The organism is Bradyrhizobium sp. CCGUVB14 (assembly GCF_024199935.1).
Classification (GTDB): Bacteria; Pseudomonadota; Alphaproteobacteria; order Rhizobiales; family Xanthobacteraceae; genus Bradyrhizobium.
Window position 1 is genome coordinate 9,383,596 of record NZ_JANADS010000001.1, and the last position, 15,608, is coordinate 9,399,203.

Here is a 15,608-nt window from a genome sequence, read left to right on the forward strand (position 1 = left end):
CCTGCAAACGCGGCCTGATGCCGCTGCAAGGGTGGCCTTGCCGGATCGCTGCGCGCTCGTTATCCGGTTCTGCAAATGAGCAAGATTTCGTGATGACCGCGCCGATCGGGCCTGCCGCAACAACATTGTCGTTCGGGCCATTCATCGTGACGCTGCATGAGCGGCTGGTGACGCGCGACGGCGTCGCGCTGCCGATGGGCGCCAAGAGTTTCGATACGCTGATCGCGCTGATGTCGCGGCCGAACGAGGTCGTCAGCAAATGGGACCTGATGGGCCTGGTCTGGCCCGGGATGGCGGTCGAGGAAACCAATCTGCGATTCCATATCGCGGCACTCCGGAAGGCGCTCGGCGACGGCAAGGACGGCGCCCGCTACATCACGACGCTGTCGGGCCGCGGCTACTGCTTCGTGGCGCCGATCTCGCAAATCGGCGCTCGGGCTGAGCCGCGCCTGGCGCCGCGCGCGGAATTGCCGCCCGTAAAACTACCTAACCGATTGCAGCGCATGGTCGGACGCGCCGACGCGGTCGCCGCCGTATCGGACAAGCTGATCACCTCCCGCTTCGTCACGATCGTCGGCCCCGGTGGCGTCGGCAAGACCGCTGTTGCAGTCGCGATCGCGCACGACCTGCTCGCAACATTCGCCGACGCTGCACACTTCGTTGATCTTGCCGCACTCAGCGATCCCGATCTGGTGATCACCTCGCTGCTGCTGATGCTCGGACTGCCGGCCCAGGCCGACGATCCGATGCCGGCCTTGCTCGCGCATCTGCGCGACAAGCGCATGTTGCTGGTGCTGGACAATTGCGAGCATGTGATTGCGGCGGCAGCACCGCTCGCAGCCGAGATCTTTCAAGCCGCGCCGCAGGTCCATGTCCTCGCCACCAGCCGAGAGGCGCTGCGCGTCGAGGGCGAGCAGGTCTACCGGCTGGCGCCGCTTGGCGTGCCGCCCGATGAGTCCGGACTGACGGCCGCGATCGCCAGGACCTACCCCGCGCTCGAACTCTTCCTCGAACGCGCAAAAGCCGGCGGCGCCCAGATCGTGCTCGACGATGCCAATGCCGCCATTGCCGCTCGAATCTGCCGCAAGCTCGACGGCATGGCGCTCGCGATCGAGCTCGCAGCCGGCCGGGTCGAAGCCTATGGCCTGGAGCAGACGGCGACGCTGCTTGACGAGCGCCTCAACCTGCTCTGGCAGGGGCAGCGCACCGCGCCGCCGCGGCAGAAGACGCTGCAGGCCACGCTGGACTGGAGCTACGAACTGCTGTCCGAGCTGGAACGCCTGGTGCTGCGCAGGCTCGCGGTCTTCGCCGGGCATTTCACCATCGACGCCGCGCTCGAGGTCGTGCCTGACGAGCAGGTCGACCGCTCGCGTCTGTTCGACGCCATCGACAGCCTGGTCGCCAAATCGATGGTCGCGCCGCGGCCGATCGGCGCCATGATGCGCTACCGCCTGCTCGACACGACGCGCGCCTATCTGCTTGCGATCGAGAGCGGCGACGGAGCCGCCCTCGCGGCCCGCCACGCCGCCTATTACAGGCGATGGCTGCAACAGGCCGGCACCAAATGGGCGACGGTACCAAGCGCCGATGAGCGCGCCATCCATTTCTCGGCACTTCACAACGTGCGTGCCGCGCTCGACTGGTGCTTTGGCGCCGCCGGCGATGTCGGCATCGGCATTGCGCTCGCCGCGGCTGCAGCGCCCATTTTCCTCGCGATGTCCCTGCTGACCGAATGCCGGCGCTGGTCCGAGCGGGCGCTGGTGGCGATCGATTCCGCCTCGCGCGGCAGCGCAGACGAGATGCATCTGCAGGCCGCGCTCGGATTGACCCTGATGTTCACGCGCGGCGGCAGCGAAGCCGCGCGCAACGCCCTGACCCGGGCCCTTGCCATCGCGGAAACGCTCGGCGATGCGCCAAATCAGCTGCAGTTGCTCGGCCGCATGCACATCTTCCACGAGCGCATCGGTCAGTTCGAGGCTGCGCTCGACTTTGCGCGACAGAGCCTCGTCGTCGCCGAAGCACTGGGCGATCCTGCGTCGCTTGCGCTTGCGCAGTCCCTGCTCGGCGTCTCGCTGCATCTGGACGGCGCGCATCGCGACGCGCTGAAGATGCTGGAGGCGGCCTGGCGCGGGCCCGGCACGGAGCGGATCAGCACGGTCTATGGCTTTGACCATCGCAACCGGGCCGGCATCTCGCTGGCGCGCGAGCTGTGGTTGCAAGGCCACCCCGAGCAGGCACGGCAGCTGGCGCAACAGACCGTTGCCGAGGCCGCACAGATGGATCATCCGATCACGCTCTGCATCGCGCTGATCTGGGCGGTCTCGATCGACCTCTGGACCGGTGACCTCACCGCTGCGGACGAGAACATCGACCGCTTCATCGCTCACGCCTATTCGCGCTCGATGGGACCCTATCTCGCGGCCGGCCGAGGCGTCAAAGGCGAGCTCGCGATCCGGCGCGACGACGCAGAGTGCGGTGTCGCGACGATCGAGCGCTGCCTGCAGGAACTCCACGAGTCCGGCTACGAGCTGCTCACCACGACGTTCAACATCGCGCTGGTGCAGGGGCATCTCGCGCTCGGACAAATCGAGAGAAGCGCGCATCTGGTCGACGATGCGATCCGTCTGGTCGAACGGAGCGGAGATCATCTGTACATGCCCGAGCTGCTGCGCATGAAGGGCAAGGTCCTGCTCTCGCGGCCACAGCCGAACATCGAGGAAGCGGAGGACCTTCTCCAGCAGTCGCTGGAACAGAGCCGCCGCGCTGGCGCGAAAGCCTGGGAGCTGCGCGCGGCGATTGATCTCGCAACGCTCATCGGCGAGCGCGGGCGGCGCGAGGACGCGAAACTGTTGCTTCAATCCGCGCTCGAAGGATACGTCGCGGGCTCCGCGACGGCGGACATCCGAGTAGCCAACGAGATTTTGGAGAGCCTGTAGGTCTCTTGTGTCCCGGACGCGCCGCAGCGTGAAACGCTGCTGCGCAGAGCCGGGACCCAGGAAGCCGCCAACTGAGGCGCCCTTACTTTTTGGGTAGTAGCCCCAAGACGAACCATTGAGCCGGGAAGAGGGGGAAGAATAGCGCTCCGCAGAGGAACCAAACGCGTCTCGACCGGCCTCTCTCTTCCGCGAAATTGGCCGTTACGCGCCCGCACCAAATCATCAAGGCGACAACAACCAAAGCGAACGCTATCGAACCGAGCATCGCGGGCTCCTGCGGATGGGTTCTCCCAGAGGATATAGGATTTACTTCCCCGCCAGCCAGGGACATTCGCGAACTAAAGAGTAAGCGCCCTACCCCGTCGGCGTGCCCTGCCTCCACTGGCCGCCGGCGATCTTGGCGGCGGCGATCACGGCCTGGGTCCGGCTCTCGACGCCGAGCTTCTGCAGGATGGCCGAGACGTGCGCCTTGATGGTCGCCTCGGAGACGCCGAGCTCGTAGGCGATCTGCTTGTTGAGCAGTCCTTCGGACAGCATCATCAGCACCCGCACCTGCTGCGGCGTCAGCGTCACCAGGCGATCGCGCAGCTTTGTCATGTCGGGATCGGAAGCGGCCGACAGGTCGGTGTCGGCGGGAACCCAGACGTCGCCCTCCATGACCTTGAGGATGGCGTCGCGCAGCGTCTCGACGCCGAACCGCTTCGGGATGAAGCCGGAGGCGCCGAAATCGAGCGAGCGCCGGATCGTGGCACTGTCGTCGGAGGCCGAGACGATCACCACCGGGATCGCCGGATATTGTGCGCGCAGATAGATCAGGCCGGAGAAGCCGGAGATGCCCGGCATCGAGAGGTCGAGCAGGACCAGGTCGACGTCGGAGGTCTGTTCCAGCAGTTTGGTCAGATCCTCGAACGACCCGGCCTCGTCGATCTTCGCCGTCGAGAGGACGCCTGCCACCGCCTGCCGCAGCGCATCGCGGAACAGCGGATGGTCATCGGCAATGACGAGATGGGTGGAGGGAGCGCTCATCGATCTCATGCTGTCGTTCACGTCAGCGCCAGTAGTCCGGACCGGCGCAATGGTCAATTCTTCCCCGGCCGGCCGTGGCATGCAAGGGCACATTATTCCTTTGCGGGAAAGGGGTTAATCCGCAGGCGGTCTCTCGCGGCGCGGCACTATATGTCAGCACCGTCAGTTGCGTGTCAGTGCGCAAGGCCGAAAGTCGTATTGGGCCGGGTTTCACGCCGATGTTACCTTGGGGGCAAGACCCAGGTTGATCCGGCATGCCCGGACAGCCGGGACGCGAGGAAACGAATTTCGGGGAGCGCATTCACGATGTCCACACTAGCTGCAACGTCGGCACGGTCGACCGGCATGACGAAGGACGAGAGGTTCGTCATCCTCGCTTCGTCCCTCGGCACCGTCTTCGAGTGGTACGACTTCTATCTCTACGGATCGCTGGCCGGCATCATCGGCACGCAGTTCTTCACCATCGCCGGCGCCGACGGCAAGCCGATGTTCGACCAGGCCACGCGTGACATCTTCGCGCTGCTGGCCTTTGCGGCAGGCTTCCTGGTGCGCCCGTTCGGCGCGATCGTGTTCGGCCGCGTCGGCGACATCGTCGGCCGCAAATACACCTTCCTCGTCACCATCCTGATCATGGGTCTGTCGACCTTCATCGTCGGCCTGCTGCCGGGTGCCGCCCAGATCGGCATCGCGGCTCCGATCATCCTGATCGGCCTGCGCCTGCTGCAGGGCCTCGCCCTCGGCGGTGAATATGGCGGTGCGGCAACCTACGTCGCCGAGCACGCCCCGCAGGGCAAGCGCGGCTACTACACCTCCTTCATCCAGACCACCGCGACGCTCGGCCTGTTCCTGTCGCTGCTGGTGATCCTGTTCACCCGCTCGGCGACCGGCGAAGCTGCCTTTGCCGGTGCGCCCGGCGCCTATTGGGGCGGCTGGCGCATTCCGTTCCTGGTGTCGGTTGCGTTGCTCGGCATCTCGGTCTGGATCCGTCTGCGCCTGAACGAATCGCCGGTGTTCCAGCGCATGAAGGACGAGGGCAAGGGCTCCAAGGCGCCGCTGACCGAGGCCTTCGCCACCTGGAGCAACGCCAAGATCGTGATCCTGGCACTGTTCGGTCTGACCATGGGCCAGGCGGTGATCTGGTACACGGGCCAGTTCTACGCGCTGTTCTTCCTGCAATCGATCCTGAAGGTCGACGGTTACACCGCCAACCTGCTGATCGCCTGGTCGCTGCTGCTCGGCACCGGCTTCTTCCTGGTGTTCGGCGCGCTGTCCGACCGGATCGGCCGCAAGCCGATCATCCTGGCAGGCTGCCTGATCGGCGCACTGACTTTGTTCCCGATCTTCAAGATGATCTCCTCCAACGCCAACCCGGCGCTGGAAAAGGCCTATGAAACGGTCAAGGTGCAGGTGGTGGCGGATCCCGCAAGCTGCGGCGATCTGTTCAACCCGGTCGGCACCCGCGTCTTCACGGCGCCTTGCGACACGGCACGCGCCTTCCTCGCCCAGTCGTCGGTGAAGTACTCCACCGTTCCGGGACCGGCCGGCGCGGTGAAGATCACGGTCAACGACAAGGAAGTGCCCTACACCGATGCCAAGACGTCGAACCCCGCGATCACCGCGGCGGTACAGGCGGCGGGCTATCCGAAGGTAGGGGACGCGGGCATCATCAAGATGGCGCACCCCTTCGACATCTTCCGTCCGCAGGTATCGGCCGTCATCGGGCTGCTGTTCATCCTCGTGATCTACGTCACCATGGTGTACGGCCCGATCGCGGCCATGCTGGTCGAACTGTTCCCGACCCGCATCCGCTACACCTCGATGTCGCTGCCCTACCATATCGGCAACGGCTGGTTCGGCGGCCTGCTGCCGGCGACCGCCTTCGCGATCACCGCCTCGACCGGCGATATCTACTCCGGCCTGTGGTACCCGGTCGGCTTCGCGTTGATCACGGCCGTGGTCGGCTTCCTCTTCGTCCCCGAAACGAAGGACGTCGACATCACCAAGATGTAAGTCGCTACGCAGACACTGACAAAACAACCGGCCGCGGAGCGATCCGCGGCCGGTTTGCTTTTCCGGCAGCGCTACTTGTTGCTGCCGATGAACTGCAGCACGATTTCGCGCCGGTGCGGACGTGCGCGATGCTCGACCAGATAGATTCCCTGCCAGGTGCCGAGCGCGAGCCTGCCGCCCAGCACCGGCACGTGCAGCGATGTCTGCGTCAGCATCGTCTTAATGTGTGCGGGCATGTCGTCGGGCCCTTCGGTATCATGTGTCCACGGCACGTTTTCCGGCGCCAGCCGTGACAGCGCGGTGGTGAGATCGACGAGCACGGAAGGGTCGGCGTTCTCCTGAATCGTCAGCGACGCCGAGGTGTGCCGGATGAACAGCGTCAACGCGCCCTCGCCTGCGCGGGCCTCGTTGATGAACTTCGCCACCTCGCTGGTGAAATCTGTGAAGCCGCGACCGGGCGTCTGCACGGTGAGCAGCGAGGATACGATCGTGGTGGCCTGCACGGTCGATGGCGCCGAGCGTGTGACGGATTTGGCGGATGTCATCAAACGTCTCTCAACTCGAAAGCTGTCGTAGGGTGGGCATGTGGATAGATCAAATCTTCCCCGACACGTCCCTCTGCACGCGGTTGGCCATGTCGATCAGCCGGCGCCACGCCTTTTCCAGGAACGACATCGCCCGATCGAGATCCTGGTCGCTGGGCAGCGGGATCTCGAGCTTGCGATCCCCCTCCGCGACCTTGGGCTCGCCTTTCTTCAAGGAATCCGATTTCGGCAAGGCCTCGTCGATCTTGCCGGAGACGGTCGGACCGGCGGCGACCTGCGCCTTCAGCTTCTCCACCTCGGCCTGGAGGCGGCCGATCTCGGCATCGAGCGCGGAGCGCTCGTCAGGCACGGCGTAGCAGGCCCAGCCGGCGCCATTCTTGGTGCAGGTCGAGACCGTGCCGGTGCGGGTGTCGAGCCGCAAGACGCCCTCGGGAATCGGGGTCATGCTGTAGCGGCCGTTTTCCCCGTCGGGTGCCGATTGCGCGGCAACCAGGCCGCCACTGACCGTCATCACGGCAACGATCGCCGCAGCACACCATGATGTTGTGGATGATTTCGCCGGTCTCATCGCGCTCTCCGCCACGCCGCGCAGGTGGCACATCCCGAAATTCTACACCCCGGCGGGCGACGGCGCACCGCCCGCGCGTTCGAATCCGCCGCCAAAACCGCATCCGCGGAATCAACGATGGTGGCGCCTCCTTTGATCCCGAAGCCACGGCGAAATGTCGGTCCCGTCGGCAGATCGTGCGGAGAGCTGCTGCGGTGCGGCGTCACGCTGTGTGCAGCGCTGGCGCAAAAGCCAATATCATCAATCAAATCAGATACATAAACGAACACGACGCGATCGTGACTTGGCTTGACTTGATTATGAGCGGTCAGTATGGTCCGCGCGGCTTTTGAGGGTGGCGGGCGTAATTTCCATTCAACCGCGGCGTTTCTGGTCTTCGTGGCATGGCTCAAGACACGGGACACGGCGAGAATGGAGATCGCGATAGATCGCCCGAGGAAGCTGCGCTTTCCGAACGGCTCGGAAGTCTTGATAAGCGGTTGTCGGAATTTCGCGACCGCAAGATCAAGACCGAGCAACCCGCAGGTGACGGTGGAGACGGAGCGGCCAGAGCCTCGGCGATGGCGCTTGGTTTTCGGTTATCCTCCGAGTTGGTCGCCGGTGTCGCTGTCGGAGCGGGGATTGGCTGGGGGTTCGACCGCTTGCTGTCGACGTCGCCTTTCGGATTTATCGTGTTCCTGCTGCTGGGCTTCGTGGCCGGCGTGGTGAATGTGGTGAGATCGGCGGGCGCGGGTCAGAACAGGCGCGGTGGTTCTTAGGGCCGATCCGAACAGGAGAGGAATTTTCGCACCGGCTCCGCCGGTGCGGGCCGGCCCGGCCGGCAGACCGAGACACGCCGGCTAGCCCGGCAGACCAAGAGATGCCGCGCCGATGAAAATCGATCCGATCCACCAGTTCAACATCGAGCCTCTCTTCACGATCGGCCATATCGGCAATCATACGATCGCCTTCACCAATTCATCGCTCTACATGCTGGTGGCCGTCGCCATCATCTCGATCCTGATGCTTGCCAGCGGCACGCAGCTGGTTCCCGGGCGCCTCCAGTCGGTCGCCGAGATTTCCTACGAATTCGTCGCCTCGACCATCCGTTCGACGGCCGGCGCGGAAGGCATGAAGTTCTTCCCGCTGATCTTCTCGCTGTTCATGTTCATCTGCGTCTCGAACCTGGTCGGCGTCATCCCCTACACCTTCACGATCTCAAGCCACCTGATCGTTACCGTAGGACTCGCGCTGCTGGTCTTCTTCACCGTTCTGATCTACGGCGTCGCCAAGAACGGCCTGAAATTCTTCTCGATTTTCGTTCCGCATGGCGTCCCCGGCTACATCCTGCCGCTGGTCATGTTCATCGAAGTCCTGTCGTTCTTCCTGCGCCCGGTCTCGCACAGCATTCGTCTGTTCGCCAACATGCTGGCCGGCCACATCGCGCTGAAGGTGTTCGCGGGCTTCGTCGCCATGCTGGGCTTCTCCCTCGGCGCCCTCGGCTGGGTCGGCGGCGTGCTGCCGCTGGCGCTCACGATCGCGCTTTACGCCCTCGAGATCCTGGTCGCGTTCCTGCAAGCCTATGTGTTTGCGATCCTGACCTGCATCTATCTCAACGACGCCATTCATCCGGGACACTGAGCGGTCCGGGGAATTTCCACCCACAACCCAATCTTTCTTCCAAGGAGTCTAAAATGGATCCGGCAGCAGCAAAACTTATCGGCGCGGGCATCGCGTGCATCGGCATGGGCGGTGCGGGCGTCGGCGTGGGCGTGATCTTCGGCAACTACCTCGCCGCAGCCGTTCGCAACCCGTCGGCCGCTCAGGGCCAGTTCGGCAACCTGATCTTCGGCTTCGCCGTGACCGAAGCGCTCGGCATCTTCTCGCTGCTGATCGCGCTGCTTCTGCTGTTCGTTTTCTAAGAACGACTTCTTTCGCGCCGCTTCATCCGAAGCGGCGCGTGACAGCAACAGGAGTACTCCATGGCCGAGAGTCATGGCGGGGCAAAAGAACCGGCGGCGGGCGCCCACACCGAAGCCGATGGCGGTCATCACGGCGGCGGCTTTCCGCCGTTCGAGAGCAGCACTTTTGCTTCACAGCTGGTGTCGCTCGCGATCTTCTTCGTCCTGCTTTACGTGATCGTGTCCAAGCTCGCTCTGCCGAAGGTCGGCGGCGCGATCGAAGCGCGTCAGAACAAGATCGAGGGTGACCTCGCCGAAGCGCAGAAGCTGAAGGATCAGTCCGAGGCGGCGCTGAAGGCCTATGAAGGCGAGCTCGCTTCGGCGCGTTCGCGGGCACAGGCGATCGGCAACGAATCCCGCGACAAGGCGAATGCGCAGGCGGACGCCGAGCGCAAGGCCCTGGAAGAGCAGCTGGCGGCCAAGCTCGCCGAGGCGGAGAAGACCATCGCCTCGACCCGCGCGACCGCCATGAGCAACGTCCGCGGCATCGCGGCCGATGCGGCAGGCACCATCGTCCAGCAGCTCACCGGCGTTGTTCCGGATGCGGCCTCGGTCAGTGCTGCCGTTGACGCGTCCTTGAAGGGTTAGTCGAGATGTTCTTCGATCCTGAAACCTGGGTCGCCGTCGCCTTCGTGATCCTGATGGTCGTGTTCGGCTATCTCGGGGTCTTCAAGTCGGCGATGACCGCGCTCGACCACCGCGCCGAGCGCATCAAGGCCGAGCTCGACGACGCGACGCGCCTCAAGCAGGAAGCCGCCAAGGTGCTCGCCGACTACAAGGCGCGCAGTGCCTCGGCCGAGCGCGAGGCCGCCGACATCATCGCCAACGCCAAGTCCGAAGCCGAGCGCATCGCGACCGAGGCCAAGGCGAAGATGGAAGACTTCGTCGCCCGCCGCACCAAGACCGCGGAGAGCAAGATTGCGCTCGCCGAGGCGCAGGCGCTGGCCGATGTTCGCGCCGCAGCCGCGGAAGCCGCCGTCCAGGCCGCCTCCACGATCCTGTCGCAGTCGGTCAAGGGCCAGGTCGCCGACGATCTGCTCGCCAAGGGCATCACCGAGGTTCGCCAGAAGCTGAACTGAGGGCAGACGCCTCACCCATCAAAAAGCCGGCGCGATGAGCGCCGGCTTTTTTGTTGGTGCGAGACCTCGACCACAACACAGGTGTCATGCCCCGCGAAGGCGGGGCATCCAGTACGCCGCGGCCTCCCGGTGAACGACTGACGTCTCTGGAATACTGGATCACTCGCCCCAGTGCGCAATTGCGCACAAGGCGGGTGATGACAGCGGAAATTGCGGCGACAGCTGAGCGTGTGGCCCTACTTCTTCTTCCGCGCCTTCGGCTCGGGCGTCAGCGCCTGCGGGTCGAAGCCGACATAGAAGATGTAGTTGTCGGCGACTGCGGCTGACGGCACCGGGTAGGACAGGTCCTCGGCAATGAACGTAAACGGCACGCTGCCGCCTTCCGACATCGCGACCGTGGTCCGGTAGGCTTTCGAGGCGATCACCTTCTCGCCGACGCCGCCCAGCACCACGGCGACGCGCAGCGGAACCTCGACCGTGTTCGGCGCGCCGGCTGGGCCGGCGATGACGCGGCCCTGGATGCCGATGCGCGCGGTGATCTCGCCGCCGTTGCGGACGCATTCGCGCGCCATCTTGGTGATCGAGGCCTGGAAGCGCACGTCGTTGCCGACGGCCGGCTTGCCTGTCGCCCCGACCCCATAGGTGGAGGCTCCGGCGCGCACCGTGACCTGCGGGCAATCGATGTCGTCATCGGCCGCCGGCTGGCCCGGCGCCGGCGCCGGCTTGGCCGCATCGTCGGATTGGCCACCGAACAGATTCTTGAAGCGGTCGGTCAGAGACTGTGCCGCGACCGGCGAGACGGATGCGAACGACACCGACAGCGCCAGTGCGATCACCGGACCCCGCCGCAGCGCATTCCGCAATGAGCGAAGCTCGTTCATCAACGCCTGTACTCCATGACAACATTCCGGCCGATCGCCGGTGTGATGCGGTTTATATCGCCAAAATCGGCGATCCCAAGGCAGGAAAAAAGGCAGGAAAAGCTGACTTTGGCGCGCGTTCAGCCGCGAAAATCCTCGTGCAGCAGGCCGAACAGCAGATGGTCCTGCCAGACCCCGTTGATGCAGAGATAGCGGCGCGCAAGGCCCTCGCGGGAGAAGCCGCACTTCTCCAGCACCCGGATCGACGGCGCATTGGTGGGGATGCAGGCGGCCTCGACCCGATGCAGATTGAGCTCGCCGAACAGCGTCGGCAGCAGCACCCGCAGCGCCGCGGTCATGTAGCCGCGATGGGCGTGGGGCTGGCCGACCCAATAGCCGATGGTGCCGGCCTGGACGATGCCGCGCCGCACATTGGCGAGCGTGATGCCGCCGACCATGGCGCCGTCGAGCTCGCGGAAGATCAGGAAGGGGTAGGAGCGGTCCGCGGCGATATCCTCGGAATAGCGGCGCAGGCGGCGGCGAAAGCCGGACCGGGTCAAATCGTCCGACGGCCAGATCGGCTCCCACGGGGTCAGGTAATCGCGGCTGGTCTCGCGCAGATGCGCCCACTGCAGGAAATCCGACATCTGCGGCGCGCGCAGCAACAATCCGTTGCCGCGGGGGGCGAGAGCAGCAGGTCCACTGGATGGCAGGCGAAACAGGGCCATGGTGATGCTTCCCGGGACGGCGCGGTTCGCGCGGCTCCTAATGCAGCCGCGCCTTGGCCCGCGCCTTCGTCAATCCTTCCGCAAAAGACACCGCCGTGTCCAGACCCCTGCCGCTGCCCAATGCAACCACCGCAGGGCGGCTGCGCGAAAGCAGTGCACGCGCCGCATCGCGGGTCGATTCGACGCTGACCGCGTCGATCCGGGCCACCAGCTCCTGCACCGTCTGCGGCCGGCCATAGGCCAGCACGTGCCGGGCCAGCTGCTCGGCGCGCGAAGAGCAGCTCTCCAGCGCCATCAGCAGGCCCGCTTTCATCTGAGCCTTGGCCCGCGCAATCTCGGCTTCGGTCAGGGTCTCGACCGAATCGTTCATGATGTCGACCACGACCTCCATCATCTCCGGCGCGTCGGCGGGATCGGTGCCGGTGTAGAGGCCGAAGAAGCCAGTGTCGGTATAGGGCGCGTGAAACGAGTAGATCGAATAGCAGAGGCCGCGCTTCTCGCGGACTTCCTGGAACAGCCGCGACGACATTCCGCCGCCGAGGATGTTAGTGAAGACCTGGAGCGAGAACAGCGACAAATCGGTCTGCGGCACGCCTTCCAGCGCCAGCGTCAGGTGCGCCTGCTCCAGCTCGCGATGCACGACCTTGGCGCCGCCCTTGCCGAACTGAGCCGCCTGCGGCTTCGGCCCGGGCGTCGCGTCAAAACTCGCAAAGCGCTTCTCGACCTCGGCGACGACCTGCTTGTGATCGACCGCACCTGCCGCCGCGACCACCATGTCGGGCCCGCGGTAATGCGTCGAGAGATAATCGCGCAGCGAGTCGCGGTTGAAGGCGCGCAGGGTCTTGGCGGTGCCGAGCAGCGAGCGGCCCATCGGCTGGTCGGGATAGCAGAGCTCGTTGAGATGCTCGAACACGACGTCGTCGGGCGTGTCCTGGGCCGCGCCGATCTCCTGCACGATAACGTTCTTCTCGCGCTCGAGCTCGTCGGGCTCGAAGGCGGGATTGGCCAGGATGTCGGCGAGCACGTCGAGCGCCAGCGGCACGTCGGCCTTCATCACCCGGGCATAATAGGACGTCGTCTCGGTCGAGGTGCCGGCATTGAGGTCGCCGCCGACCGCCTCAATCTCCTCGACGATCTCGCGCGAGGAGCGCCCCGTGGTGCCCTTGAACGCCATGTGCTCGAGCAGGTGCGAGATGCCATGCTCGTTCGGCTTCTCGTCGCGGCCGCCGACGCCGGCCCAGACGCCGAGCGCGGCGGTCTCGAGATGCGGCATGTTGTCGGTGACGACGGTCAGGCCGGACGCAAGCTTGGAGATCTCGACGCTCATCCGGCAACTCCCTGTTTTGCGGCACGGCTGACCGACAGCACGAACCGCTCGACCTCGGCCTGATCGTTCTTCATCACCTTCATATGTTCGGATTTGGTCATGAGACCGTCGAGCCAGGCCGGCAGTTGCGGCCGCTGGCCGCAGGCCGCATCCACGGCATCAGGGAATTTGGCGGGATGGGCGGTCGAGAGCACGATGTTGGGCACGGTCGTATCGGTGGTGTCGCGATCGGCGACGGCGAGCGCCACGGCCGTATGGGGATCGACGAGCTCGCCGGCCTCGCGCCAGGCGGCACGGATCGCAGCCGCCGTTTCGGTCTCGTCGGCACGGCCGGCGTCGAATTCCTCGCGGATCGCGGCCAGCGTCGCATCCGGCAGCACGAAGCGGCCCGACTGTTTCAGCGAGTCCATCAGCCGGCGCACGCTCGCCGCGTCGCGCTTGCTCGCTTCGAACAGCAGGCGCTCGAAATTCGAGGAGATCTGGATGTCCATCGAGGGCGAGGCGGTCGCGTGCACCTCGCGCACCTCGTAGATGCCGGTCTTGAGCGTGCGGGCGAGGATGTCGTTGACGTTGGCTGCGATGCGCAGGGTGCGCACGGGAAGGCCCATGCGCTTGGCAACGTAGCCTGCAAAAATATCGCCAAAATTTCCGGTCGGCACGATGAAGTCCACCGCGCGCGCCGGTGCGCCGGCGGCGACCGCGGAGGTGAAATAATAGACCACCTGCGCGACGATGCGGGCCCAGTTGATGGAATTGACACCGGACAGCGAGGTCGCATCGCGGAAGCGATGGTTGTTGAACATCCCCTTCACGAGTGCCTGGCAATCGTCGAAATTGCCCTCGATGGCGAGCGCGTGGACGTTGGCCGCGCCGGTCGTCGTCATCATCCGCTGCTGCACCTCGGAGATGCGCTTGTGCGGGAACAGCACGATGAGGTCGACATTCTCGAGCCCCGCGAAGGCCTCGACCGCGGCACCTCCGGTATCGCCGGAGGTCGCGACCACGATGGTGGTGCGCTGGCCACGCTTGGCAAGCACATGGTCCATCAGCCGCGAGATCAGCTGCATCGCCACGTCCTTGAAGGCGAGCGTCGGACCGTGGAACAGCTCCAGCACGAATTGATGCGGCGACATCTGGCGCAGCGGCACCACGGCCGGATGACGGAAGGTGGCGTAGGCCTCGTTCGCCATGCGGCCGAGCTCGGCATCCGAAATCTCGCCGCCGACGAAGGGACGGATAACGTCGACCGCGACCTCCCAATAGGGGCGGCCAAAGAAGCCGGCGATGGTCTCGACGGAGAGCTGCGGCCAGGTCACCGGCACATACAGGCCGCCGTCGCGGGCGAGCCCGGTCAGCATCACGTCGCAGAAGCCAAGCTCAGGGGCCTCGCCCCGGGTCGAGATATAACGAGTCAAACTGCCCTCCAAAGGCCGGCCCGACCTGAATTCGGGCCTTAAGCCTTTGATTTCACGATGTTCCTAGTTCACAGCCAGAGGCTTTGCGGCACCATAGAGTGTTTTCCGGGGCCGCACCATGCCCAACGAAAAAGGGCTGCGGCAATGCCGCAGCCCTTCTCTTGGAAGGTCTGTCGTTGTGTGTGCAGACCCGGTTTCCGTGCCGGGGCGTCGGCCCCAAAAATCGTTCCCGCGAGCTTTCGTCGCCTGTCACGAAATCGTCAAGCACAAAAACGGCGCGCAACGCCAAAAGTTCCTGTTTTTCCCGATGCGCCGCGTCGAGACCGACGACCAGACGGCCCGGCGCCCGACCCGACTGCCATTTCTTCCCGATAGAGGTTTCAGATAAGGAACGAACGCCTCACCGGCCCATTGTGTCGGCGGATGGTATCCACCGTCGTCCACGCATTGCCCGGATGCGCGGCGGTGCCGATCCGTCGACTGAGCCGGCTGCATCCTGGAGCAGCCGGCCCAGTCCCTGACGGCGTCAGGTCATCCCGATTTCGACCGCGATCCGGATCAGGTCGGAGTGGTTCTTGGCCCCCAGCTTCTGCTTGAGCAGGGACGTGGTGTTGGCAACGGTCTTGTACGAGATGCCGAGCGCCTCGGCGACCTCGACGATCTTGTTGCCGCGCCCGAGCAGGCGGAGAATTTCGAGCTCCCGCGGCGTCATCTGCGAGGCCGGATTGGCCTTGATCGCAGCGCCCGAGAAGGTCACGGCCTCCGCGAGCTGCGGCGAAATGTAGTTATCGCCCGCAACCACCTTGCGTACGGCCTTGAGCAGGATTCTGGGATCGTCGCCCTTGGAGACATAGCCCTGCGCCCCGAGCTCCACAGCACGCACCACGAAGGCCGGATCATCGTTCATGCTGAACATGATGATCTTGGCGTCCGGATCGTCCTTGCGGATCCGGCGCATCAGCTCGAAGCCCGAGACGTCAGGCAGGCTGATGTCGATCACGGTCACGTCGGGCCGCTTGCTGACATAGGCGCGATGGCCCGATTTCGCGTCGGTCGCCTCGTCGATCCGGATCGAATGGTCGGATGCGAAAAGGGTGCGGCAACCGGACAGCACCACGGGATGGTCGTCGACGATCAGGACCCTGGTCGCCAGCTTGGCGGTATCTTGCATCGC

General features: G+C 65.0%; 15 protein-coding genes. 7 read left to right on the forward strand and 8 right to left on the reverse strand.

All coding sequences use genetic code 11. The annotated features are described in order from the left end of the window. Positions 1 to 92: 92 nt before the first annotated feature. Positions 93 to 2,936, forward strand: a complete 2,844-nt coding sequence (locus NLM32_RS43925) for a winged helix-turn-helix domain-containing protein (RefSeq protein ID WP_254134853.1) — start codon at positions 93 to 95, stop codon at positions 2,934 to 2,936. 354 nt (positions 2,937 to 3,290) lie between these two features. Here the strand turns inward: NLM32_RS43925 and NLM32_RS43930 are convergent, their stop codons facing one another. After that, the gene (locus NLM32_RS43930; protein WP_254134854.1) at positions 3,291 to 3,962 is read right to left on the reverse strand and encodes a response regulator transcription factor; all 672 of its coding nucleotides are present in this window, start codon (positions 3,960 to 3,962) and stop codon (positions 3,291 to 3,293) included. Between the two features lie 345 nt (positions 3,963 to 4,307). Here NLM32_RS43930 and NLM32_RS43935 point away from each other — a divergent pair, with 345 nt between their 5' ends. After that, positions 4,308 to 5,972: an MFS transporter gene (locus tag NLM32_RS43935; RefSeq protein ID WP_375143663.1), complete on the forward strand. Its 1,665-nt coding sequence runs from the start codon at positions 4,308 to 4,310 to the stop codon at positions 5,970 to 5,972. A 71-nt stretch (positions 5,973 to 6,043) separates the two neighbouring features. Here the strand turns inward: NLM32_RS43935 and NLM32_RS43940 are convergent, their stop codons facing one another. After that, entirely contained in the window at positions 6,044 to 6,517 is a 474-nt protein-coding gene (locus NLM32_RS43940) for a secondary thiamine-phosphate synthase enzyme YjbQ (RefSeq protein ID WP_254134856.1), read from the reverse strand. A 49-nt stretch (positions 6,518 to 6,566) separates the two neighbouring features. Next, complete coding sequence (locus NLM32_RS43945) at positions 6,567 to 7,085, reverse strand: hypothetical protein (RefSeq protein ID WP_254134857.1); 519 nt, start codon at positions 7,083 to 7,085, stop codon at positions 6,567 to 6,569. A gap of 383 nt (positions 7,086 to 7,468) precedes the next feature. Between NLM32_RS43945 and NLM32_RS43950 the strand changes: the two genes are divergently transcribed. The 5 genes from NLM32_RS43950 to NLM32_RS43970 all read left to right on the forward strand — a co-directional run bounded on the left by NLM32_RS43950 (position 7,469) and on the right by NLM32_RS43970 (position 10,104). After that, positions 7,469 to 7,843 carry an AtpZ/AtpI family protein gene (locus NLM32_RS43950; protein WP_254134858.1) on the forward strand — a complete coding sequence of 125 codons (375 nt, stop codon included), beginning with the start codon at positions 7,469 to 7,471 and terminating at the stop codon, positions 7,841 to 7,843. Between the two features lie 112 nt (positions 7,844 to 7,955). After that, on the forward strand, positions 7,956 to 8,705 hold the full coding sequence (locus NLM32_RS43955) for a F0F1 ATP synthase subunit A (protein WP_254134859.1): 750 nt from the start codon (positions 7,956 to 7,958) through the stop codon (positions 8,703 to 8,705). A gap of 53 nt (positions 8,706 to 8,758) precedes the next feature. Beyond that, complete coding sequence (locus tag NLM32_RS43960) at positions 8,759 to 8,986, forward strand: F0F1 ATP synthase subunit C (RefSeq protein ID WP_018643436.1); 228 nt, start codon at positions 8,759 to 8,761, stop codon at positions 8,984 to 8,986. Positions 8,987 to 9,046: 60 nt separating this feature from the next. Beyond that, positions 9,047 to 9,613, forward strand: a complete 567-nt coding sequence (locus NLM32_RS43965) for a F0F1 ATP synthase subunit B (RefSeq protein ID WP_254134860.1) — start codon at positions 9,047 to 9,049, stop codon at positions 9,611 to 9,613. Between the two features lie 5 nt (positions 9,614 to 9,618). Beyond that, positions 9,619 to 10,104: an ATP F0F1 synthase subunit B gene (locus NLM32_RS43970; protein WP_254134861.1), complete on the forward strand. Its 486-nt coding sequence runs from the start codon at positions 9,619 to 9,621 to the stop codon at positions 10,102 to 10,104. 236 nt (positions 10,105 to 10,340) lie between these two features. Here NLM32_RS43970 and NLM32_RS43975 read toward each other — a convergent pair whose 3' ends face one another. The 5 genes from NLM32_RS43975 to NLM32_RS43995 all read right to left on the reverse strand — a co-directional run bounded on the left by NLM32_RS43975 (position 10,341) and on the right by NLM32_RS43995 (position 15,605). After that, positions 10,341 to 10,988: a hypothetical protein gene (locus tag NLM32_RS43975; RefSeq protein WP_254134862.1), complete on the reverse strand. Its 648-nt coding sequence runs from the start codon at positions 10,986 to 10,988 to the stop codon at positions 10,341 to 10,343. A 116-nt stretch (positions 10,989 to 11,104) separates the two neighbouring features. After that, positions 11,105 to 11,692: a GNAT family N-acetyltransferase gene (locus tag NLM32_RS43980; RefSeq protein ID WP_018316343.1), complete on the reverse strand. Its 588-nt coding sequence runs from the start codon at positions 11,690 to 11,692 to the stop codon at positions 11,105 to 11,107. A gap of 37 nt (positions 11,693 to 11,729) precedes the next feature. Next, positions 11,730 to 13,019, reverse strand: a complete 1,290-nt coding sequence (locus tag NLM32_RS43985; protein WP_234682064.1) for a pitrilysin family protein — start codon at positions 13,017 to 13,019, stop codon at positions 11,730 to 11,732. After that, positions 13,016 to 14,434 carry a threonine synthase gene (gene thrC, locus NLM32_RS43990; protein ID WP_254134863.1) on the reverse strand — a complete coding sequence of 473 codons (1,419 nt, stop codon included), beginning with the start codon at positions 14,432 to 14,434 and terminating at the stop codon, positions 13,016 to 13,018. Before thrC ends, NLM32_RS43985 begins: the two co-directional genes overlap by 4 nt. Before the next feature lie 526 nt (positions 14,435 to 14,960). Further along, entirely contained in the window at positions 14,961 to 15,605 is a 645-nt protein-coding gene (locus NLM32_RS43995; protein WP_254134864.1) for a response regulator transcription factor, read from the reverse strand. Between the last annotated feature and the right edge of the window lie 3 nt (positions 15,606 to 15,608).

What these genes read in the sequence shown, in the direction of transcription:
- NLM32_RS43960 (WP_018643436.1), top strand. Translation starts at nt 8,759, where the DNA reads ATGGATCCGGCAGCAGCAAAACTTATCGGCGCGGGCATCGCGTGCATC.
- NLM32_RS43935 (WP_375143663.1), top strand. Translation starts at nt 4,308, where the DNA reads ATGACGAAGGACGAGAGGTTCGTCATCCTCGCTTCGTCCCTCGGCACC.
- NLM32_RS43985 (WP_234682064.1), bottom strand. Translation starts at nt 13,019, where the DNA reads ATGAGCGTCGAGATCTCCAAGCTTGCGTCCGGCCTGACCGTCGTCACC.
- NLM32_RS43970 (WP_254134861.1), top strand. Translation starts at nt 9,619, where the DNA reads ATGTTCTTCGATCCTGAAACCTGGGTCGCCGTCGCCTTCGTGATCCTG.
- NLM32_RS43945 (WP_254134857.1), bottom strand. Translation starts at nt 7,085, where the DNA reads ATGAGACCGGCGAAATCATCCACAACATCATGGTGTGCTGCGGCGATC.
- NLM32_RS43930 (WP_254134854.1), bottom strand. Translation starts at nt 3,962, where the DNA reads ATGAGCGCTCCCTCCACCCATCTCGTCATTGCCGATGACCATCCGCTG.
- NLM32_RS43955 (WP_254134859.1), top strand. Translation starts at nt 7,956, where the DNA reads ATGAAAATCGATCCGATCCACCAGTTCAACATCGAGCCTCTCTTCACG.
- NLM32_RS43995 (WP_254134864.1), bottom strand. Translation starts at nt 15,605, where the DNA reads ATGCAAGATACCGCCAAGCTGGCGACCAGGGTCCTGATCGTCGACGAC.
- NLM32_RS43980 (WP_018316343.1), bottom strand. Translation starts at nt 11,692, where the DNA reads ATGGCCCTGTTTCGCCTGCCATCCAGTGGACCTGCTGCTCTCGCCCCC.
- NLM32_RS43925 (WP_254134853.1), top strand. Translation starts at nt 93, where the DNA reads ATGACCGCGCCGATCGGGCCTGCCGCAACAACATTGTCGTTCGGGCCA.
- NLM32_RS43950 (WP_254134858.1), top strand. Translation starts at nt 7,469, where the DNA reads ATGGCTCAAGACACGGGACACGGCGAGAATGGAGATCGCGATAGATCG.
- NLM32_RS43940 (WP_254134856.1), bottom strand. Translation starts at nt 6,517, where the DNA reads ATGACATCCGCCAAATCCGTCACACGCTCGGCGCCATCGACCGTGCAG.
- NLM32_RS43965 (WP_254134860.1), top strand. Translation starts at nt 9,047, where the DNA reads ATGGCCGAGAGTCATGGCGGGGCAAAAGAACCGGCGGCGGGCGCCCAC.